We start from the raw sequence: 21,162 nt of genomic DNA on the forward strand, positions 1-21,162 counted from the left end.
ATTGAGCACAAGGCCGTCAGCTTATTCATGGCATCGAAATCGCTTCGTCATACTTTCCGCCGTTTGTGGGCGCTGGATAAATTCAGTTACAGCGTTCGAGTCTTCATTGCCCTGACCGGCAGCATGGCGTTGTGTTGGTATCAGAACGAGATGGGCCTGCTGATCCCGCTGTTTCTGGGGATTATCGCCAGCGCCCTGGCCGAGACCGACGACAGCTGGCAAGGCCGTCTGAACGCGCTGGCCGTAACGCTGGTGTGTTTTAGCGTCGCCGCCCTTGCCGTCGAATTGCTGTTCCCTTACCCATGGCTGTTCGTATGCTCGCTGGCGCTGGCAAGCTTCTGCCTGACCATGCTTGGTGCGCTGGGCGAGCGCTATGGGGCAATTGCTTACGGCACGCTGATTCTGTCGGTCTACACCATGATTGGCGTGGACCAGCGCGGCGGGGAAGTGCTGGATTTCTGGCATGAGCCGATGCTGCTGGTGGCCGGTGCCGCGTGGTACGGCCTGCTGTCGGTGCTGTGGCAGATGCTGTTTTCCAACCAGCCGGTACAACAGGCGTTGGCACGACTGTTCCGCGAACTGGGCCAATACCTGAAACTCAAATCGACGCTGTTCGAACCGATCCGCACCCTCAATGTGGAAGCCCGTCGTCTCGAACTGGCCCAGCAGAACGGCAAAGTGGTCGCTGCGCTGAACGCCACCAAGGAGATCATCCTGCACCGGGTGGGCAGCGGTCGACCGGGCTCGAAAGTCAGTCGCTACCTGAAGCTGTACTTCATCGCTCAGGACATCCACGAACGCGCCAGCTCCTCGCACTATCCTTACAACTCGCTGACCGATGCCTTTTTCCACAGTGACGTGCTGTTTCGCTGCCAGCGCCTGCTGCGGCAGCAAGGCGGTGCGTGTCAGGCGCTGTCGGAATCGATCCAGTTGCGTCAGCCATTCGTGTACGACCCCAACTTCGCAGAGGCCATGGAAGACCTGCATGCCTCGCTGGAACACCTGCGCATCCAGAGCAATCCTGCCTGGCGCGGGCTGCTGCGCTCATTGCGCGCACTGGCTGCCAACCTCACCACGCTGGACCGGCTGATCAGCGACGCCAGCAACCCGGATGCCCTGGCAGACGCCACTGACAGCAGCCTGCTGGACCGCTCGCCACGCAACCTCAAGGACGTATGGACGCGCCTGCGCCTGCAGATGACGCCGACTTCCCTGCTGTTTCGTCACGCACTGCGCCTGCCGCTGGCACTGACCATCGGCTACGCCATGGTGCACTTGATTCACCCGTCGCAGGGCTACTGGATCATCCTGACCACGGTCTTCGTCTGCCAGCCAAGCTACGGCGCGACCCGGCGCAAGCTCGGGCAGCGGATCATCGGTACCGCCATCGGTCTGACCGTCGGCTGGGCGCTGTTCGACCTGATTACCAGCCCGATTCTGCAATCGATGTGCGCTGTGCTGGCCGGCGTGGTGTTCTTCGTCAACCGCACCACGCGTTACACACTGTCGACAGCCGCCATCACGGTCATGGTGCTGTTCTGTTTCAATCAGGTAGGCGACGGCTACGGGCTGTTCCTGCCACGGCTGTTCGACACACTGCTGGGCAGCCTGATTGCCGGCCTCGCCGTGTTCCTGTTCCTGCCTGACTGGCAGGGACGACGCCTGAACAAGGTGCTGGCCAACACGCTGACCTGTAACAGCGTCTACCTGCGCCAGATCATGCAGCAGTACGCCAAAGGCAAGAGTGACGACCTGGCGTACCGGCTGGCACGGCGCAACGCACACAACGCCGACGCAGCGCTGTCAACGACGCTTGCGAACATGCTGATGGAACCCGGGCACTTTCGCAAAGAGGCCGACGTCGGCTTCCGCTTTCTGGTGCTGTCGCACACGCTGCTCAGTTATCTCTCGGGCCTTGGCGCACACCGCGACACGCAGCTGCCGAGCGACGTGCATGAGCACCTCATCGACGGCGCAGGTGCCAGACTCGCCGCCAGCATCGACGAAATCGCCAGCGGCCTGGCCGAGAAGCGAAACGTTGCCGTGCAGAGCGATGAAGAAGAAGCGCTGGCCTCTCAGCTGGAGCAGATACCGGAAGAGATGGACGAAAGCCAGCGACTGGTGCAGACCCAACTTGCGTTGATCTGCCGTCAGCTCGCCCCGCTGCGCACCCTCGCCGCTCACCTGATCAAGACCCCGGAGGCTGTTACAGACCGTGCAGTCTGAACAGCTCGTCGTAACTGCCATCCGCTTTCATGGCGGCAATTTCGCGGTCGAAGTGGGCGACGATTTCCGCATGTTTCGGATTTTTCAGGCTGACCAGAATATGCAGGCCATTCTCGCTCAGTGAACCGGGCAAGAATTCGACGTTGTTTCTGACGTCCTCGGCCTCCAGCGCCAGGTTATAGCGGGCCACATACTCGTCTTCCAGGGTCAGGTCCACGCGGGCGGCGGCCAGCATGCGTATCGCCATGGAAAAACTCTGTACGGGGATTTTCTTCAACAGGGCGTCGTTATCGAACGCCGCAGAGTAGGCATATCCGCGCACCACGGCTATTACATACGCGCGTAATTGCTCCTGAGTCGGGGTTTGAATGGTCGAGTCCCGACGCTTGAGCAGGCGCACTCGGTTGACCAGATACTCCGTGGAAAACTGACCGATCCTGGTGCGATCCTCGCTGAACCATGCAGCGATAAGCACATCATGACGCCCTTCACTCACCCCCAACATCGCCCTGGCCCACGGCACCTGCTCGTAGACCGTCGTATAGCCGGCCCGCCGCAACGCCGTGCTGACAATGTCGGTCGCCAGCCCGCCATTAAGCAACAACGCATCCGTGAACGGAGGCCAGGGGTCGGCAACGATGCGCAGTTTTTCCGCAGCGCTGGCAGACGCCATCGTCAGAACAAGCAGAAAACCCATGGCTCGAAGCAGATACGACATGCTCAGGTTCCTGAAAGGGTACGTGCCGGTCTCGGACCTATCGACGGCAGCACCACCACCCAACAGGGTGGCTATACGCCTGTAGTGAAGACCGTAAATCGCCATAGAACAACCCAAAGAAAGATTGCCCGGTATGACATGCCTGAAAACGACAATGTCCCACGGCAGAACCACCCTCTGGTTCATCTGCACAGCAGCGTTTATTGGGAATGACGCCAGATACGTTTAGACTTCGCTTCTGGTTTCCCGGCGAGTCAGCAACATGTCTATCAAATGGATCTGCAAACACCATACCGAGCTGAACATCGAGCAGCTTTACGCCGTGCTGAAACTGCGTGCAGAAGTGTTCGTGGTGGAACAGCAATGTGTGTATCTGGACGTGGATGGTCAGGACCTCACGGGCGACACCTGCCATTTGATGGCGTGGCAGGAAGACACTCTGGTTGCGTACCTGCGCCTGCTCGACCCCATTCAGCAAGGGGGTGATGTCACCATCGGCCGCGTGGTCACGGCGCCTTCGATTCGCAGCAGGGGCATCGGTCATGAACTGATGGTTCAGGCGCTGGAGCACGCCGAACGCAAATGGCCCGACCAGCCCATCTACCTGTCGGCACAGGCGCACCTGCAGGGCTACTACAGCCGTTATGGCTTCAACCCGGTGGGCGAGGTCTACCTGGAAGACAACATCCCCCACATCGGCATGCGCCGGGATCTGGAGTGAAGGCACTCCTACGCGGTAGCTCCCATCGTTGTACGCACGTCTAGCTGGATCGCTACAAAACGAGTGGGAGCGAGCTTGCTCGCGAAGACCGCATTGCGGACGCCTGATTCCTGGCGGCTGTACCTACAGGTTCGTGAGCAAGCTCACTCCCACACTGTACTTACATCGCTCACGGATACCCCAACACCGCCTTGATGGTACTCAGGTGATGAGTGATCCAGTCACGGTCGATGGCGCCCCAGTCGATGATCCGGTATCGCCCGGCGTGGTTGCGGGCACCTTCCTGTTGTTCGAACTCGCACTGGATGTCCAGATCGGCCAGCGCTGCGATGGTGTCCTGGGCGGTGCGGCGTGGCATGCCAGTCACTTTTTCCAGTTCCGGGACGCTGCTGGCAAGCTGGCAGTCGATCAGGTACGCCACGTACAAGCGGCGGTAGAAACTGCTTTTGGTCTTGCTGACCTCCATCGTCGTATCCTTCAATGCATTGTTCAGGTGATCGATCCAGAGGCGGACTGCAGGTCGCGGTACGTCAGGTAGATACGCAGGTCGAATTCCAGTTGGTGATAACCGGGAAGCATGTGTTCACACAGCTTGTAAAAGGCCTTGTTGTGATCCGATTCCCGAAAGTGCGCCAGCTCATGGACCACGATCATCTGCAGAAACTCGGGCGGCGCTTCCTTGAACAGCGAAGCGACGCGAATCTCGTTCTTGGCCTTGAGCTTGCCACCCTGCACTCTTGAAATTTTAGTATGCAAGCCAAGCGCACGATGGGTCAGGTCCAGACGATTATCGAATAGGACCTTGTCGATGTTAGGCGCATTGCGCAGGTGGTCCTGCTTGAGGCCCAGGGCGAAGGCGTACAGCGCCTTATCACTCTGAATCTGATGCCGCGCCGGATAACGCTGCTGCAGATAGTCCGCCAGGCGCCCCTGCGCAATCAGCTCACGCACCTGGTCCTGAAGGACCTGCGGATAAGCTTGCAGGTATTTGAGCGGCGCGTGGCTGGGCGAAGTCATGGGCTCGAGGTGCCGTCCGAAAAGCGGCCATTCTACAGCATCAGTCGCGCATCAAGCCCGCAGTTCGACGTGCGCCGGAAAACGCAGTGCTTCTTCGGCCAGCATCGGGTGCGCGATGAAAAACCCCTGCACGATCTGACAGCCATTGCTGGCCAGCCACTGATACTGCTCCTGGGTTTCGACACCTTCAGCGATGACCAGCATGTCCAGGTTGCGACATAGATCAATGATGCTGCGCGCCAGCGCAGCCTCGCGGGGCGAACTCAGGATGTTGGCCACGAAATGCCGGTCCAGCTTCAGGGTGTCCAGTTGCAGGTTGCGCAAATGCGACAGCGAGCACTCGCCAGTGCCGAAATCGTCCAGCGCGACGCGCACTCCGATGTCATGCAGCTCCCCCAACTGCTTGTGGCTGTGGGAGAGGTTATGCACCAGCGAGCTTTCAGTAATCTCCACTTCCAGCTGACCCGGCTTGAGCCCGAAGCGGTCCATGGCACGCTTGAGCTCCGACACCAGATTGGGCATGCAGAACTGCGTAGGGCTGACGCAGACACTGAGTACCACGTCGGAAGAGAACACGCCGCTCCAGGCTTGGCGCTGCTCCGCGCCCTGATCAAAAATCCAGCTGCCCAGCCTGTTGATCAGTCGGGTTTCTTCCAGCAGCGGAATGAACAGTGCAGGAGGCACGTCGCCCACCGCGGGATGCTGCCAGCGCAACAGCGCCTCAAACCCCCGCAGCCTGCCGTCTGCAATATGGATTTGCGGCTGATACACCACCGAAAAGTCTTTGCCGTCGATGGCCGTGCGCACACTTTCTTCGAGCATCAGGCGCGAGCGTGCCCGACCGTTCATGTTCTGGTCGTAAAAACGGTACTGCTGGCGTCCGGCGCGCTTGGCCTCATACATGGCGATGTCCGCTGCGCGCAACAGGCCATCCAGATTGGCGCCACAATCGGGGTAGGTAGAAATCCCGACACTGGCACCAAGCGTGATGTCCACCCCATCGACCTGCCGGCGACCCGACACACGCTCGATCAGCTTCTCGGCGATCTTGGCGGCCTGTTCGGGGTAGTCCAGGCCATCAATGACCACTGTGAATTCGTCGCCGCCAATGCGCGCCAGAATATCGTACGGACGCATGCTCTCTTTCAACTGTTCGGCGACCCAGAGCAGCACCTGGTCTCCAGCGTCATGCCCCAGTGCATCGTTGATCTGCTTGAAGCCGTCCAGGTCCATGTACAGCACCACCAGGTATTTACCGACCTGATCGTTGCGGCCCAGCATGCCCTCGACGGCCTGATAGAAGCCGCGCCGGTTCAGCAGCCCGGTCAGGGCATCGGTCACGGCCTGCTTTTCCAGTTGCTGATACAGGTCACGCACCACCGACATGTCGAGCACGGTGATGACCATCGCCTTCTGGTCGGCAGGCAGCGCCGCGCACGACAGCGCCACCGGCAACTGGCGACCCTGGGTGGTCAGCAGGATGGCGTCGTGGACGCGGTAGGTATCGGCCCTGCGGTAGTGTTTGTAGAAGCCTGACTCCAGCCAGTTTTCGACATGCGGCTCATGAATGTAATCCAGCACCCGCGTGCCGCGCAGTTGCTCCACGGTGGAGTTGAGCAGGAAGCAGATGGCAGGATTGGCGAAGCTGATGATTCCGCTTTCATCCACCACCAGAATGCCTTCGGCCACGTTGGCCAGCACCGATGCATTGAATGCACGAGCCTCTTCAAGTTCCTGGGACAATTTCTGCAACGCACGGCGGTTGCGCTGCTGTTCCAGTAACGCCTGCACCTTGGGCTTGAGCACATTGGGATCGAAGGGCTTGAACAGATAGTCGGTCGCGCCGCTGGCGTACCCCTTCTGCACCGCATCCTTGCTTTGCTCGTTGGCAGTCAGAAAAATAATCGGCGTCAGCCGGGTGCGCTGGCTGCCGCGCATCAGGCGCGCCACCTCAAAGCCGTCCATGCCCGGCATCTGGACATCCAGCAGCACCAGATCAACCTCGTGCTCCAGCAGGACGGTCAACGCTTCAACGCCTGAACTGGCCGTAATGATGCGCCAGTCAGTCCTCTGCAGGACGGCGCACATCGTCACCAGGTTTTCCGGGTAATCATCTACAACGAGCAGTACCGAAGAGCCATCATTTGGCTGGGTTTGGGCGCATTCCATGCTACTTCTCTATGTGTGGCAAGACGCCTGGAGCTCAGGAAGACCGTCATGCTTATGAAATGAACTCTAGCCCCGTCTCAGAAAAAGCAGAAGCAAGCCAGCTCTTTGCCATCATCAAAGTACGACCTAACCGACTAACGGTAGTTTCCTGCACGCCCTACAGGTCGTGCGCTGCGGGAAAGGTGACAGCACTTTGACGTCATTTCGCCGACAATTTCTCGTTAACAAATTGTCCTACAACCCGTATAAAGCCCCGTCAAACCCTCTGACTAGAGGCCTCCCTTGCTGGCAAACAGACATATCGGATGGAAACGCAATGATTGATCTTGGCACGTGGCAACTCAGCATTCCCGTGGGCTCACCACCCAAGACCATTGAGACCGCACAATTGGTAAAGGGTTACGACGGCAAGTACTTCGAATCCAAATCCAAATCGATTTTTTTCTGGGCACCGGTCACAGGCTCCAAGACCGATAACGCCAAATACGCACGCAGCGAGCTTCGCGAGACATGGCCTGACGGCACATTGCGTAACTGGATGTACCCGGATGCAGACAACTTCCTCAACGCCACCCTGGAAGTCGATCAAGTGCCCTCTTCCGGCAAGATCGTCATCGGCCAGATCCACGCGTATGAAAGCACCGAGCCGATGCTCAAGGTCGAGTATCAATACAAGGACGCCAACAAGGCGGGCGACATCGTGGTCAAGGTGCGCAAGCGCTTCGATGACGACGAGAGCAAGGTGTACAAGATTGCCGAAGGCGTGCCGCTCAACGAGAAATTCAAATACATCATTCACCTCAGCCCCGGCGGCCAACTGAGCGTCAGCGCGCGCAACGTGAACTGGAACACTCAGGTCAGTTCGAGCTGGCGCGACAAGCCGCTGTACTTCAAGGCGGGCGTCTACACTCAGGACCACACCGGTTATAGCAGCGAAGGCGGCAAGGCCACGTTCTATAACCTGGACATCGATCACAACAAGACCTGAACGCTACGCGCCGATGAAACGAAAACGGCCCGCACTCACCAGAGTACGGGCCGTTCTTGTATGGAGCGATGAAGCGCTGGTGATCAGCGATTGGCCTGGTAGTCCTTCTCGGCGGCCAGGAAGCGCGCCTGCATCGACGCCGACGCGCCTTTGCCGATCAGGCTGAATGCCACGATCGCAATGCTGGCCAGGATGAAACCAGGAATGATTTCGTACAAGCCGCTCGTGCTGAACTGCTTCCAGAGCACCACGGTAACGGCACCGACAATCACACCGGCCAGCGCGCCGTTACGGGTCATGCCTTTCCACAGTACCGAAATCAGCACCACCGGCCCGAACGCCGCGCCAAAGCCTGCCCACGCGTAGCTGACCAGACCCAGCACACGGTTTTCCGGATTGGCTGCCAGCAGAATGGAGATGACTGCAATCAGCAGCACCATCGCGCGACCGACCCACACCAGTTCCACCTGCGAAGCACCTTTGCGCAGGTAAGCTTTATAGAAGTCCTCGGTCAGCGCACTGGAGCACACCAGCAACTGGCAGCTCAGCGTACTCATCACCGCCGCCAGAATCGCCGACAGCAGCACCCCTGCAATCCATGGATTGAACAGCAGCTTGGCCAGCTCGATGAAGACCCGCTCCGGGTTCTCGGTCACTGGCCCTGCAACATCCGGGTGTGCGGAGAAGTAGGCGATACCGAAAAAACCTACCGCCACGGTGCCGCCCAGGCACAGGATCATCCATGCCATCGAAATGCGACGGGCATTGGCAATCGACTTGACCGAATCCGCCGCCATGAAGCGCGCGAGGATGTGCGGCTGACCGAAATAGCCCAGGCCCCAGGCCAGCAAGGAGATGATGCCGATGAAGGTGGTGTTCTTGAACATGTCGAAGCTGGTCGGATCCTTCGCTTCGATGGCCAGGAACGTGGTGTCCACGCCGCCAGTCGCCAGCAACACGATGATCGGCGTCAGGATCAGTGCGAAGATCATCAGCGTGGCCTGCACAGTATCTGTCCAGCTCACCGCGAGGAAACCGCCGACAAAGGTGTAAGCAATGGTCGCTGCTGCACCGGCCCACAGGGCGGTTTCGTAAGACATGCCAAAGGTGCTTTCAAACAGACGCGCCCCGGCAACGATGCCTGATGCGCAATAAATGGTGAAGAACACCAGAATCACGATGGCCGAGATGATGCGCAACAGGCCGCTGTTGTCTTCGAAGCGGCTGCTGAAATAGTCCGGCAGGGTCAGGGCATCGCCATTGTGCTCGGTCTGCACACGCAGACGACCGGCCACAAACAGCCAGTTCAGGTAGGCACCGATGATCAGGCCGATGGCGATCCAGCCTTCCGACAGGCCCGACATATAGATAGCACCCGGCAACCCCATCAGCAGCCAGCCGCTCATGTCCGACGCACCGGCCGACAGCGCCGTGACCACGCTGCCCAGACTGCGCCCGCCGAGGATGTAATCCGAAAGGTTGTTGGTGGATCGATAGGCCATGAGGCCGATCAGGACCATTGCCGCGATGTAGATCACAAACGTGATCAAGGTAGGGTTACTGACACTCATGAGTTCTGCCTTGGCATTGTTTTTATTTGGCACCTGATGACCAAGGAGGATGACAACTGAACTCCAGCCCTCCCCCGCCTCTTCACCCGACACCGCGCTGGCCATTCATTTCATGGAAATGGATGGCCAATGACTACGGTTGCACCGTGGGAACGAATCCTATTAAACAAACTGAATTAGGTGCAACCGATTTTATCCAGCAAGTTGCACCTGTCACAAAAAACCTGACAATTACGCTTTAACGCCCTATTTTGGGGCGCAAAGCCGACAGTATTCAAATAAAACTGCACCCTGATGACGCATGCAGGAGGTTTTCCCGACACGCCAGCAAAAACGTCATGAAATATTATGAAAAAAAGGTTGCACCCGGTTGCACCTCACCGAGAACCGAGGCTAATCTGCAACAAAGCCGATGCCACATCCGTCGTGGCTACAATGAGGACAACATATGGCCACCACCACTTTGGGCGTCAAGCTGGACGACCCGACCCGCGAGCGATTGAAAGCAGCCGCCCACTCCATCGACCGGACTCCACACTGGTTGATCAAGCAGGCGATCTTCAATTACCTGGAAAAGCTGGAAAGTGGTGCAACCCTGTCTGAACTCAACGGATCGGCAAGCAAGGACAGCGATGACCGTGGCGAACTGGCAGACGATGCCGGTCTGCAATGCTTCCTGGATTTTGCCGAAAGCATTCAGCCACAATCGGTTCTGCGCGCGGCCATTACCTCCGCTTATCGTCGCCCCGAGCCTGAAGTCGTGCCGATGCTGCTTGAGCAGGCGCGTCTGCCGGTGCCGATGGCCGAAGCCGCCAACAAGCTCGCCGCGTCCATCGCTGAAAAGCTGCGTAATCAGAAAAGCGCCGGCGGGCGGGCCGGTATCGTTCAAGGCCTGCTGCAGGAATTCTCACTGTCGTCGCAGGAAGGCGTGGCCCTGATGTGCCTGGCCGAAGCGCTGCTGCGCATTCCCGACAAGGGCACGCGCGACGCACTGATTCGCGACAAGATCAGCAACGGCAACTGGCAGCCACACCTGGGCAACAGCCCGTCGCTGTTCGTCAACGCCGCGACCTGGGGCCTGCTGCTGACTGGCAAGCTGGTTGCCACGCACAACGAATCCGGCCTGACCTCTTCACTGAGCCGCATCATCGGCAAGAGTGGCGAGCCGATGATCCGTAAGGGCGTGGACATGGCCATGCGCCTGATGGGCGAGCAGTTCGTCACCGGTGAAACCATCGGTGAAGCCCTGGCCAACGCCAGCCGTTTCGAAGCCAAGGGCTTCCGCTATTCCTACGACATGCTGGGTGAAGCCGCGCTCACCGAACACGACGCGCAGAAATACCTGGCGTCCTACGAGCAGGCCATCCACTCCATCGGCAAGGCTTCTCACGGTCGCGGCATTTATGAAGGACCGGGCATCTCCATCAAGCTGTCGGCGCTGCACCCGCGCTACAGCCGCGCCCAGTACGAGCGCGTAATGGAAGAGCTGTACCCGCGCCTGCTGTCGCTGACGCTGCTGGCCAAGCAATACGATATCGGCCTGAACATCGACGCCGAAGAAGCCGACCGTCTGGAGCTGTCGCTGGACCTGCTTGAGCGCCTGTGCTTCGAGCCGCAATTGACCGGCTGGAACGGTATCGGTTTCGTGATTCAGGCCTACCAGAAGCGCTGCCCGTACGTGATCGATTATGTGATCGACCTGGCCCGTCGCAGCCGTCATCGCCTGATGATCCGCCTGGTGAAAGGCGCGTACTGGGACAGCGAGATCAAGCGTGCTCAGGTCGAAGGCCTGGAAGGCTATCCGGTGTACACCCGCAAGGTTTACACCGACGTGTCCTACATCGCCTGCGCCCGCAAACTGCTGGCCGCACCCGAAGTCATTTACCCGCAGTTCGCCACGCACAACGCGCACACCCTGGCGGCCATCTACCAGATCGCCGGGCAAAACTACTACCCCGGCCAGTACGAGTTCCAGTGCCTGCACGGCATGGGCGAACCGCTGTACGAGCAAGTGGTGGGCAAGGTTGCCGATGGCAAGCTGAACCGTCCATGCCGCGTATACGCGCCGGTCGGCACCCATGAAACACTGCTGGCCTATCTGGTGCGTCGCCTGCTGGAGAACGGCGCCAACACCTCGTTCGTCAACCGTATCGCCGACCACACCATTTCCATTCAGGAACTGGTGGCCGACCCGGTCAACCAGATCGAACGTATGGCCACTCAGGAAGGCGGTTTCGGTCTGCCACACCCGCGTATTCCGTTGCCGCGCGACCTGTACGGCAGCGAGCGCGCCAACTCCAGCGGCATCGACATGGCCAACGAACACCGCCTGGCGTCGCTGTCGTCGGCCTTGCTGGCCACCGCGCACAACGACTGGAAAGCCGCGCCGATGCTTGGCTGCCCGGCCAGCGAAGGCGTGGCGAAGGCTGCACTGAACCCGTCGGACCTGCGTGACGTCGTCGGCCATGTGCAGGAAGCCACGGTGCAGGACGTCGACAACGCCATTCAATGCGCGCTCAGCGCCGGTCCAATCTGGCAGGCCACACCACCAGCCGAACGTGCCGCCATTCTGGAGCGCGCCGCAGACTTGATGGAAGGCGAGATCCAGCCATTGATGGGTCTGTTGGTCCGCGAGGCTGGCAAGACCTTCGCCAACGCCATTGCCGAAGTGCGTGAAGCGGTGGACTTCCTGCGTTATTACGCCGTCCAGGCGCGCAACGATTTCACCAACGACGCGCACCGCCCGCTGGGCCCTGTGGTCTGCATCAGCCCGTGGAACTTCCCGCTGGCGATCTTCAGTGGTCAGGTGGCCGCTGCACTCGCCGCTGGCAACCCGGTACTGGCCAAGCCTGCCGAGCAGACGCCGCTGATCGCCGCCCAGGCCGTACGCCTGCTGCTGGAAGCCGGTATCCCTGAAGGCGTGGTGCAATTGCTGCCAGGTCGCGGCGAAACCGTGGGGGCAGGCCTGGTAGGCGATGAGCGCGTCAAAGGCGTGATGTTCACCGGTTCCACCGAAGTCGCGCGCCTGCTGCAACGCAACGTGGCCGGTCGTCTGGACTCGCAGGGCCGTCCGGTTCCGCTGATCGCCGAAACCGGCGGCCAGAACGCCATGATCGTCGACTCCTCGGCACTGACTGAACAAGTGGTCATCGACGTGGTGTCCTCAGCCTTCGACAGTGCAGGTCAACGCTGCTCGGCCTTGCGCGTGCTGTGCCTGCAGGAAGACTCCGCGGACCGTGTCATCGAAATGCTCAAGGGTGCCATGGCGGAAAACCGTCTGGGCAACCCGGAGCGCTTGTCTGTGGACATCGGTCCGGTGATCGACGCCGAAGCCAAGTCAGGCATTGAAAAACACATCCAGGCCATGCGCGACAAAGGCCGCACCGTGTATCAGGTTGCCATCGCCGAAAGCGCCGAGCTCAAGCGCGGCACCTACGTGATGCCGACCCTGATCGAGCTGGAAAGCTTCGATGAACTGCAACGCGAAATCTTCGGCCCGGTGCTGCACGTGGTGCGCTACAAGCGCAAGGAACTGGACCAGTTGATCGCGCAGATCAACGCCTCCGGTTACGGCCTGACCCTGGGCGTGCACACGCGCATCGACGAGACCATCGCCAAGGTGGTCGACAACGTCAATGCCGGTAACGTCTACGTCAACCGCAACATCGTCGGTGCCGTGGTGGGTGTTCAGCCGTTTGGCGGTGAAGGTCTGTCAGGCACGGGCCCGAAAGCCGGTGGGCCGCTGTACCTGTATCGCCTGCTGTCGACGCGTCCACAAGACGCCATCGAGAAGTCGTTCTTGCGTGGCGATGCACTGTGCGCCCCGGATCTGCGTCTGCGCGAAGCCATGAGCAAGCCGTTGCAAGCATTGAAAACCTGGGCCACCAGCCATCAGAACGCTGAGCTGGCTGCCTTGTGCAACCAATACGCCGAGCAATCGCAGAGCGGCATCACCCGTCAACTGGCGGGCCCGACCGGCGAGCGCAACAGCTACGCAATCCTGCCGCGCGAGCACGTGCTGTGTCTGGCCGACGACGAAACCGATCTGTTGACGCAACTGGCCGCCGTGCTGGCGGTGGGCAGCTCGGCCGTCTGGCCGGAAACCGAGATCAGCAAACCGCTGCGCGCCCGCCTGCCGAAAGAGGTTCAGGCGCGCATCAAGCAGGTTGCCGACTGGACCAAGGACGAAGTCATCATCGATGCAGTTCTGCATCACGGTGATTCCGACCAACTGCGCGCCATCTGCCAGCAGATCGCCCAACGCAGTGGCGCAATTGTCGGCGTCAATGGCCTGTCCCACGGCGAGACCAACGTCCCGCTGGAACGTCTGGTGATCGAACGTGCACTCAGCGTCAACACTGCGGCGGCGGGGGGTAATGCGAGTTTGATGACCATCGGCTAACCCTGTCCCGAGCCGTACTCCCACACAGGACCGTGGGAGATACCGCAGCCTCTCAGGGGCTGCGTTGTCTCGCAGCAAACACGGGATTGTGGGAGGCGGCAAGACGATACCCGCCACTCACTGCCCTTCATCACCCGCATCAATCTTGCTACCGCCTCCCCATTCAGCCGCCTAGACTGGATCGATCCCCAGTCAAGGTGCGTTGCCATGTCCGAGTCGCTGCTCAGTTCCCGTAATCTGGCTTTCGAGCTGTATGAAGTGCTGGATGCCGAAGCCCTGACCCGTCGCGAGCGCTTTGCCGAGCATACGCGTGAGACGTTCGATGCCGCGATTGGCACGGCGCGCACCATCGCCGAAAAGTACTTTGCGCCACATAACCGCAAGGCCGATGAAAACGAACCGCGTTACGAAAACGGCGCGGCGGTGCTGATCCCTGAGGTCAAGCCTGCGGTGGATGCGTTTCTGGAAGCCGGTTTTCTTAATGCCGCACGGGACTTCGAGGCAGGCGGCATGCAACTGCCGACGCTGCTGTCGCAAGCCTGCTTTGCCCACTTTCAGGCCGCCAACGCTGGCACCACCGCGTACCCGTTTCTGACCATGGGCGCGGCGAACCTGATCGAAAGTTTCGGCGATGACGAACAGAAGCAGCGCTTTCTGCAACCGATGATCGAAGGCCGGTTCTTCGGCACCATGGCGCTGACCGAACCCCATGCAGGTTCATCGCTGTCCGATATTCGCACCCGCGCCGAACCGGCTGCGGATGGCACTTACCGGCTGCGCGGCAACAAGATTTTCATTTCCGGCGGTGATCACGGGTTGTCGGAAAACATCGTGCACATGGTGCTGGCCAAACTGCCCGATGCGCCGGGCGGCGTGAAAGGCATCTCGCTGTTCATCGTGCCCAAGTTTCTGGTCAACGACGACGGCAGCGTTGGCGAGCGCAACGACGTGGTGCTGGCCGGGCTGTTTCACAAGATGGGCTGGAAAGGCACCACCTCCACCGCACTCAACTTCGGCGACAACGGCGAGTGCGTGGGCTATCTGGTCGGCAAGCCGCATCACGGCCTGAGCTATATGTTCCAGATGATGAACGAAGCACGCATCGGCGTCGGCATGGGCGCGGTCATGCTCGGTTATGCCGGTTATCTGTACTCGCTCGAGTATGCCCGTGAGCGGCCGCAAGGCCGGCTGCCGGACAACAAGAGCCCGGACAGCGCGCCCGTACCGATCATCCAGCACACCGATGTGCGACGCATGCTGTTGACCCAGAAAGCTTATGTGGAAGGAGCCTTCGACCTGGGCCTTTACGCCGCCCGCCTGTTCGACGACGCGCAGACCGGCGAGACCGGGCAGGTGCGTCAGCAGGCCCACGAACTGCTGGACCTGCTGACGCCCATCGTCAAATCCTGGCCATCGGAGTTCTGCCTCAAGGCCAACGAGCTGGCGATCCAGATTCTTGGCGGCCACGGCTATACCCGCGAATACCCGGTCGAGCAGTATTACCGGGACAACCGCCTGAACCCGATTCACGAAGGCACCCACGGCATTCAGTCGCTGGACCTGCTGGGGCGCAAGCTGGCGCAGAACGGCGGCGCGGGTCTGAAACAACTAATCAGGCTGATTGCCGATACCGCACAACGCGCCAGCGCCCACCGCCAGCTCGATCATCTGCGTCAGCCGCTGGAGCAATTGGTAACGGCCTTGCAGGGTGTGACCGTCGGCCTGCTGACCGATCTGGCACAGGGCAAGGTCAACGTCGCGCTGGCCAATTCAGCGCTTTACCTCAAGGCATTCGGGCACACCGTGATCGGCTGGCGCTGGCTGGAACAGGCCATTCGCGCCGAAGAAGGACTCAGTAAGGGCAGCACGACAGACGCCGACTTCTACAAAGGCAAACTGCAGGCGGCGCGGTACTTCCTGACCTGGGAAGTACCGGCCTGTCATCACGAACTGGCGATTCTGCAGGCCCGCGATGACGTGTGCCTTTCAATGCACAACGACTGGTTCTGAATCACGGCTCAAGAACGAGGAGGAAAGAACGCGTCCACCAGTGGCCTGGCATCGTCACCCAGCTTGGCTGCATAGTGCTCGCGGCTGAAGGCCTCGCCGGTGCGCAGGTCATAGGCGGGCCCCGACACCTGTTCCACCGGCACCTGACGCAGTTGCACATTCATGAAGCGGTAATTGCTGCCGGCCAGTTCTTCGATGCGTCGAATCTCGAAGTAGTTGCCCGGCAGGAACACCGATTCGACCTCACTGGGGCTGTTGGAAAACGGGCTGATGGGTGTTGCCGTCAGGTATTCCTTGGCGGGCAGCTCGAACACCACTGAGGTGTCATCGAACGTGATCTCGCCTTCGAACGCCGTTGACGACACACCACCCTGACTGCTGGCAAAGACGCGGGCGATGTAGGGATTTTCACTGAACGAGGTGACGTCGGTATTCACCAGCACATCGCCGACCTTGAGCCTGCCTTCCCGGAACACCTTGCCTGAGGTGCCCCGTTCGCCGCTGCCTCCACGGTAAAGAGCCACATCGTTGTTGTGCGCAACGTCGCCAAGGTCTTCGATCAGTTGCTCTACCGCCTCGAGCTGATCGGCCTGCCTGCGCTCTCCTGTGCGCAGAAACACGTTGTAGGCGTCATCGTCTTCGGTGTATCGGGTTATCGCTCCACCGAAGTACGCGTTGTCCGTGGTTTTAAACACCCGATGCTTTTCGTTCCAGGCATCGATGACGACATCTTCACCTTCAGAGTCCGAGATCACTTCTTCGTCCTCATCCAGTTCGTAAACGCCGACCACCGACTCCTGACGCTGGTTACCCAACGCTGAAAGGCGCTGCTCCTCAGCCAGGTTGAACTGCATGTGGGTTTCCCAGAACGACGATGAGGTCGGGACAGCGTCTTTGGAAGATGAAGCACCCGACGCGCCTTCCAACGGCGGTTTGCCGCCCTGTAGTCCGGGCTTGCGGATCAGCTCCCACTGATCGAGTTCATTCAACCTTACCGGACGTGCGCCATTGAACGCGAAGGGGTTCTCGGGGTCGACAATCGCCCAGGTCTTCAGGCTTTCCAGATACCTCACCCGGTAAGGCAGATCACCCAGCGTGATCCAGGTCTGGCCATTGCCCAGAACATGGACACCTCGGGCATGGCCTTGCACGACAGCGGGTACATCCTCCAGCACTTCATTGCCTTCAAGCCCTGCCAGCGCCGCGACTTCATCGTCTACTGCCGGGGCGATCTGAGCCGCACGGCCGATGTCGGCCAACAGGGGGAGATTCAGAAACAGATAGACCGCATTCACGACAGCGCCCCGAACCCCGGCCTTGCGCAGTTGCGCGGTACGCCCGTTGACCGCCTGATCAATGTTCAGACCCACGTTTACAATTCCCGCCCCTATCAGGCTCAACGCGACCGGCCAGGCCAGCGCGGCCACGCCGTTAGCGATCTGGATGAATGCGCTCAGGTAGCCGATCCACAATTGCTTGCGAAGGCTGGCACTGCTGGTCAATTGTTCATGAACGTCCTCGTTCATTTCCTGGCGGGCGACATTGCGCAGATGTTCGAACACAGACTGAGGGCTGGTAAGCGTTGAATGCCTCAGAAGGGTCTGTTCAGCGGACCAGGGTTGGGCAGCGAGTGTCGCCAGGGTTGTGCTCAAAGCCTGCTGCTGCGGCTTGCGCACAAAGTGCGACACCAGCGCGTCCCGCGTCGTGGCGTCAGCCAGTTGAGCCTGCAACCACTCATACAGCCCCTGCTCGTTGTCAAAACACTGGAACGCGGGTTCAGCAGCGGGCGAGTAAAGTATCTGCCGTCCGTTTGCGTCGCTGATGCGCAGAAGGTCTCTGGAAACATGCCCTGCACAGTCGAGCACCTGCATGGCAATGCCCTCGGCAAAAGGCGGGAGCTGCTGCAACATCGCCCACGTGACGTGCGGATCGTTCCGGCCGGTAAGCGCAGTGAGTACGGTGTCAAAGTCATCTACCCGCAACTGCTTTCTGCTCAGGGCCAGCCCGGCCGAAGACAGCAGGTTCACCTTCGCCAGCGTGCAGAAATCCTGATCATGAACACGCCAGAACGCGTCGATTTTCTGCCTGCAGTCAGCCGCGAAATCCAGTTTCCAGAAGTCCTGCAGCACATCGCTGGGCAACATGGGCACTTCGTTGCGTTCGTTATAGAAACGCTCGCCGGGGCCTGCGAGATAGAAGCCGCTGTCAGTATTGAGCTGGTCGACTGACACGTTGTCGCTGGCGTTGAAGCGATGCATCACCAGTTCGATGAGGGTCATCGACTCGGTAGGGGGCCCGACATGCTCCCATCCGGTGAACGTCAGGCCGCTGTTGTCCGCCCGTTCGAAGCGATGCCAGTAAACGTCGCCCGGGTCGAGTGACTTGCCGGTGTGTTTGAGGAGAATCCCTCGTGCGGCCTGAAAGGCCAACACGTAGAGATCCGGGTAGGCGTTCATCAGCGTCGCAGCGCGGGCCTGAAGCTGTTTGTCCGCCCACGCGTCAGTGGCGGGCAGCGCCTGATGGGTTGTTTCGTGCATGGCTTCCTGTCCTTGCAAAAGAAGAAAGCCATACACATTAAGGAGTCGGCAGGCACAGACTGCTGTAACTATTTAAGTCGCCCACTCAGGCCTGAGGTGACACCCCTTCAGGAAAGAACACGTCCACCAACGGTTTGCCCGCCGCACCCAACCGGGCAGCGTATTGCTCACGGCTGAACGGCTCACCCGTGCGCATATCCAGAAGCCTGCGTCCTGCAACCGGGCCGAATACTTCCTTGATCCGCACCCTCATGAATCGATAGAAGCCACCCCGAACCTCGTCGAGCTGCTCGATCTGGAAGTAGCGACCCGGCAGAAAGATGGACTCGGCTTCTCCGGGGCTCGAGGAAAAGGGCGCGATGGGCGTTGCCCCCAGGTAATGCCCGGCAGGCAGTTCGAAGACCACCGAGCTGTCATCAAAGGAGACCGGTCCCGAGATGGAAAGCGCATTGTCGCCCGCCTGGCTGCTGGCAAAGGTTCTGGCCTGATAGGGGTTTTCGCTGAACGAGGTGATATCGGTATTGGTCAACACGTCTCCCACCTCGACATTGCCACTGCGAAAGAACTGCCCCGAGGTACTTCGCTCGCCACTTCCGCCGCGATACAGGGCGACGTCGTTGTTGAAGCCAAGCGTCATCACATCTTCGACAAAGCGCTTGATGTCTTCGACCTGCTCGGCAACGCTCACCATGCCCGGCAGTTGATCGTCATCAAAGACCGTTCCGGTGCGCAGGTACTGGTTATAGATCCCGCCATTGTCGGTGTAACGCCGAATGCTCTGGCCGTAAAACATGGCGTCGTGGGTCTTGAACACACGGTGTTTTGCGCCCCAAAGGTCGATGTGTACGTCTTCGCCTTCGGAATCGGAAACCACCTCCTCTCCCGGCTCCATCCGGAAAATTTCCATGACGGCCTCCTGTCGGGCGATAGCGGCCTCGGCCAGGTGCTTTTCGTCATAGACGTTGATCAGCATGTAGTGGTCCCAGAACGTCGAAGTGGTCGTTGCGTAGCGCGGCGGGGACGACGGCGTGATCATGTCCGGCAGCGCGTCCTGAGGCGCGCCACCCGACAGGCCAGGCGAGGCGATGGGCTGCCACTCGCCTTGCGCGTCCAGCACAACAGCCGGACCTGAGGAGAAGGCAAACGGGTTGTGCGGATCAATCACCTGCCAGCCTTGCAGTGATTCGCTGTAGCGCACGCGATAGAACAAACCGCTGCGTCGTATCCAGGTCTCGCCATTGGCGAGTTGATAAATGCCTCGCAGCCGACCGTCGGCGGTGATGGGCGTGAGGCCTTCGAGTGCCAGTTGATTACCGTTGAGATTGGCCAGGGCATCCGTGGCGGACACGGCGGGTGCCGGCTCTGCCATGCCCATGACAGCGCGACTCGACTGCGCCAGCAGCGGCAGGTTGAAAGCCAGATAAACGGCATTGCAGATCGCGCCCAACACCCCGGCCTTGCGCCGCGCTGCCGTCTTGCCGCGCAACGCCTGATCGATATTCAGCCCAAGATTCAAGGCACTCGCCCCCACCACAGCCAGCGCCACCGGCCAGCCCAACAGCGCGAGATTGCCTGCCACATGCAGAAAGGCGTCCAGATACCCCATGCCGATTCGCTTGCGTAGCTCGGCATTACTGGTCAGCAGCGCACGGGCATCCGCCCTCATCTCTCCGCGAGCGACATCACGCAGGTAGTCGAACGGATCGCCGGGAATGGCCCCCTTGATCTGGTTGACCAGGCTGTGCCCCGCTTGCCCGTCGTCGGTCAGCAGGCTGGCGATGCGCTGGTCGAACGTGACGTCAGGCGTCTGCCGGTCGCCGGGCGAGCGAACGAAGTGCCTGCGCATTTCATCGCGGGTCTGGGCATTCGCGAAACGAGCCTTGAGCCAGTCGATCAACGCCTGCTGGTTGGCAAAACGGTGAAACGGACTGATGTCGCCGGGCATGTAAAGCATCTGCACGCCCTGCTCGTCGACGATGCGCAGAATATCCCGGGCCTTGAAGCCCCCGATGTCCAGCCAGTGCACGCTTGCCTTCGCGCCGGATCGTACGCCTGCACCCAGGGATGCCAGAGTGGGCGTGTCGCTGTGCTCATCCAGAACCAGGCTCACCAGCACCTGGAAATCACTCGCCGATAGCTGCCCGTTCTGTTTGCATCGCCCCGCTGCTGCCAGGTATCGGGCCTTGGCCAGCTCCCCGAACGTGTGTTCATTCAGACGCCAGAATTCGTCCAGCGCCCGTTGATAAGCGACACTGAAATCCAGCGCCCAGAAATCATTCAGTGCGTCCTGGGCGAGCAGACGCACTTCATTGGTTTCGTTGAAGCTGCCGTGGTCGGCCTTCACGGTGTAGAAACCGCCATAGGATGAGAGCTCGTCACTGGCCACTTGATCCTGAGGGCTGAAGCGGCGAATAAGCAGTTCGACGATCGTCATCGACTGGACCGGCGTGCCGACGTGCTCCCAGCCGGTAAAGGTACGCGGGCTGCTGACCGCGCCGCTGAACCGGTGCCAGTAGACCGCTTCGGGGTCGAGCCATTGGCCGACGCGTTTGAACAGAATCTCCCGCGCCGCACGCCACGCCATGTCGTACAGGTCGGGATAGGCCACAACATAGTCGTGGGCTTTCTTGCGCAGTTGCTCTTGATCATTAAGGTGTGACGGTGTCGTTTGAGAAGTCATGGCTTCCTGTTCCTTTGGAATGGGAAGCACACGCAATCAAAATCGGCAGAGGCACGGGTCTTACATAATTACGACCTGCACGGGCGGGCCGGTAATAGCAACGGTCACAGACACCGTGTATTA

The 21,162-nt window shown here is 60.1% G+C and carries 12 protein-coding genes; 5 read left to right on the forward strand and 7 right to left on the reverse strand.

The features are described from left to right. Positions 1-27 precede the first annotated feature (27 nt). Positions 28-2,226 (forward strand): YccS family putative transporter, encoded by a 2,199-nt coding sequence (gene yccS, locus BUB69_RS15135; RefSeq protein WP_073168112.1) that lies wholly within the window; start codon positions 28-30, stop codon positions 2,224-2,226. Here yccS and BUB69_RS15140 read toward each other — a convergent pair. After that, complete coding sequence (locus BUB69_RS15140; protein ID WP_073168114.1) at positions 2,207-2,944, reverse strand: substrate-binding periplasmic protein; 738 nt, start codon at positions 2,942-2,944, stop codon at positions 2,207-2,209. The genes yccS and BUB69_RS15140 overlap by 20 nt on opposite strands. Positions 2,945-3,206: 262 nt before the next feature. Between BUB69_RS15140 and BUB69_RS15145 the strand changes: the two genes are divergently transcribed. After that, positions 3,207-3,665, forward strand: a complete 459-nt coding sequence (locus BUB69_RS15145; protein WP_073168116.1) for a GNAT family N-acetyltransferase — start codon at positions 3,207-3,209, stop codon at positions 3,663-3,665. Positions 3,666-3,834: 169 nt separating this feature from the next. On the opposite strand, the gene BUB69_RS15150 is transcribed toward BUB69_RS15145, so the two are convergent. From BUB69_RS15150 to BUB69_RS15160, 3 genes are read right to left on the reverse strand one after another with little or no spacing between them, the layout of a single operon-like run. Further along, positions 3,835-4,131 carry a winged helix-turn-helix domain-containing protein gene (locus tag BUB69_RS15150; protein ID WP_024688274.1) on the reverse strand — a complete coding sequence of 99 codons (297 nt, stop codon included), beginning with the start codon at positions 4,129-4,131 and terminating at the stop codon, positions 3,835-3,837. 23 nt (positions 4,132-4,154) lie between these two features. Then, complete coding sequence (locus BUB69_RS15155) at positions 4,155-4,682, reverse strand: YgjP-like metallopeptidase domain-containing protein (RefSeq protein ID WP_073168118.1); 528 nt, start codon at positions 4,680-4,682, stop codon at positions 4,155-4,157. Positions 4,683-4,733: 51 nt separating this feature from the next. Beyond that, positions 4,734-6,851, reverse strand: a complete 2,118-nt coding sequence (locus tag BUB69_RS15160; RefSeq protein ID WP_073168120.1) for a two-component system response regulator — start codon at positions 6,849-6,851, stop codon at positions 4,734-4,736. A 316-nt stretch (positions 6,852-7,167) separates the two neighbouring features. On the opposite strand from BUB69_RS15160, the gene BUB69_RS15165 reads away from it, so the two are divergent. Next, entirely contained in the window at positions 7,168-7,839 is a 672-nt protein-coding gene (locus tag BUB69_RS15165; RefSeq protein WP_073168121.1) for a polysaccharide lyase family 7 protein, read from the forward strand. 83 nt (positions 7,840-7,922) lie between these two features. On the opposite strand, the gene putP is transcribed toward BUB69_RS15165, so the two are convergent. Continuing rightward, positions 7,923-9,410, reverse strand: a complete 1,488-nt coding sequence (gene putP, locus BUB69_RS15170; protein ID WP_073168163.1) for a sodium/proline symporter PutP — start codon at positions 9,408-9,410, stop codon at positions 7,923-7,925. Positions 9,411-9,858: 448 nt separating this feature from the next. Between putP and putA the strand changes: the two genes are divergently transcribed. Together putA and BUB69_RS15180 are read left to right on the forward strand one after the other, a co-directional pair. Then, on the forward strand, positions 9,859-13,812 hold the full coding sequence (putA, locus tag BUB69_RS15175) for a trifunctional transcriptional regulator/proline dehydrogenase/L-glutamate gamma-semialdehyde dehydrogenase (RefSeq protein ID WP_073168123.1): 3,954 nt from the start codon (positions 9,859-9,861) through the stop codon (positions 13,810-13,812). A gap of 207 nt (positions 13,813-14,019) precedes the next feature. Beyond that, a complete protein-coding gene (locus tag BUB69_RS15180; RefSeq protein ID WP_073168125.1) occupies positions 14,020-15,822 on the forward strand; it encodes an acyl-CoA dehydrogenase in 1,803 nt (600 codons plus the stop codon). Between the two features lie 8 nt (positions 15,823-15,830). Here the strand turns inward: BUB69_RS15180 and BUB69_RS15185 are convergent, their stop codons facing one another. Beyond that, positions 15,831-18,359, reverse strand: a complete 2,529-nt coding sequence (locus tag BUB69_RS15185; protein WP_073168127.1) for a dermonecrotic toxin domain-containing protein — start codon at positions 18,357-18,359, stop codon at positions 15,831-15,833. 85 nt (positions 18,360-18,444) lie between these two features. Beyond that, the gene (locus BUB69_RS15190) at positions 18,445-21,039 is read right to left on the reverse strand and encodes a dermonecrotic toxin domain-containing protein (RefSeq protein ID WP_073168129.1); all 2,595 of its coding nucleotides are present in this window, start codon (positions 21,037-21,039) and stop codon (positions 18,445-18,447) included. Positions 21,040-21,162 lie beyond the last annotated feature (123 nt).

The organism is Pseudomonas asturiensis (assembly GCF_900143095.1).
In the GTDB taxonomy this organism is placed as follows: Bacteria; Pseudomonadota; Gammaproteobacteria; order Pseudomonadales; family Pseudomonadaceae; genus Aquipseudomonas; species Aquipseudomonas asturiensis.

Bases quoted from the DNA above. Each gene is read 5' to 3' on its own strand.
- BUB69_RS15165 (WP_073168121.1), top strand. From the start codon at position 7,168: ATGATTGATCTTGGCACGTGGCAACTCAGCATTCCCGTGGGCTCACCA.
- BUB69_RS15190 (WP_073168129.1), bottom strand. From the start codon at position 21,039: ATGACTTCTCAAACGACACCGTCACACCTTAATGATCAAGAGCAACTG.
- yccS (WP_073168112.1), top strand. From the start codon at position 28: ATGGCATCGAAATCGCTTCGTCATACTTTCCGCCGTTTGTGGGCGCTG.
- BUB69_RS15180 (WP_073168125.1), top strand. From the start codon at position 14,020: ATGTCCGAGTCGCTGCTCAGTTCCCGTAATCTGGCTTTCGAGCTGTAT.
- BUB69_RS15145 (WP_073168116.1), top strand. From the start codon at position 3,207: ATGTCTATCAAATGGATCTGCAAACACCATACCGAGCTGAACATCGAG.
- putA (WP_073168123.1), top strand. From the start codon at position 9,859: ATGGCCACCACCACTTTGGGCGTCAAGCTGGACGACCCGACCCGCGAG.
- BUB69_RS15155 (WP_073168118.1), bottom strand. From the start codon at position 4,682: ATGACTTCGCCCAGCCACGCGCCGCTCAAATACCTGCAAGCTTATCCG.
- BUB69_RS15185 (WP_073168127.1), bottom strand. From the start codon at position 18,359: ATGCACGAAACAACCCATCAGGCGCTGCCCGCCACTGACGCGTGGGCG.
- BUB69_RS15160 (WP_073168120.1), bottom strand. From the start codon at position 6,851: ATGGAATGCGCCCAAACCCAGCCAAATGATGGCTCTTCGGTACTGCTC.
- BUB69_RS15150 (WP_024688274.1), bottom strand. From the start codon at position 4,131: ATGGAGGTCAGCAAGACCAAAAGCAGTTTCTACCGCCGCTTGTACGTG.
- putP (WP_073168163.1), bottom strand. From the start codon at position 9,410: ATGAGTGTCAGTAACCCTACCTTGATCACGTTTGTGATCTACATCGCG.
- BUB69_RS15140 (WP_073168114.1), bottom strand. From the start codon at position 2,944: ATGTCGTATCTGCTTCGAGCCATGGGTTTTCTGCTTGTTCTGACGATG.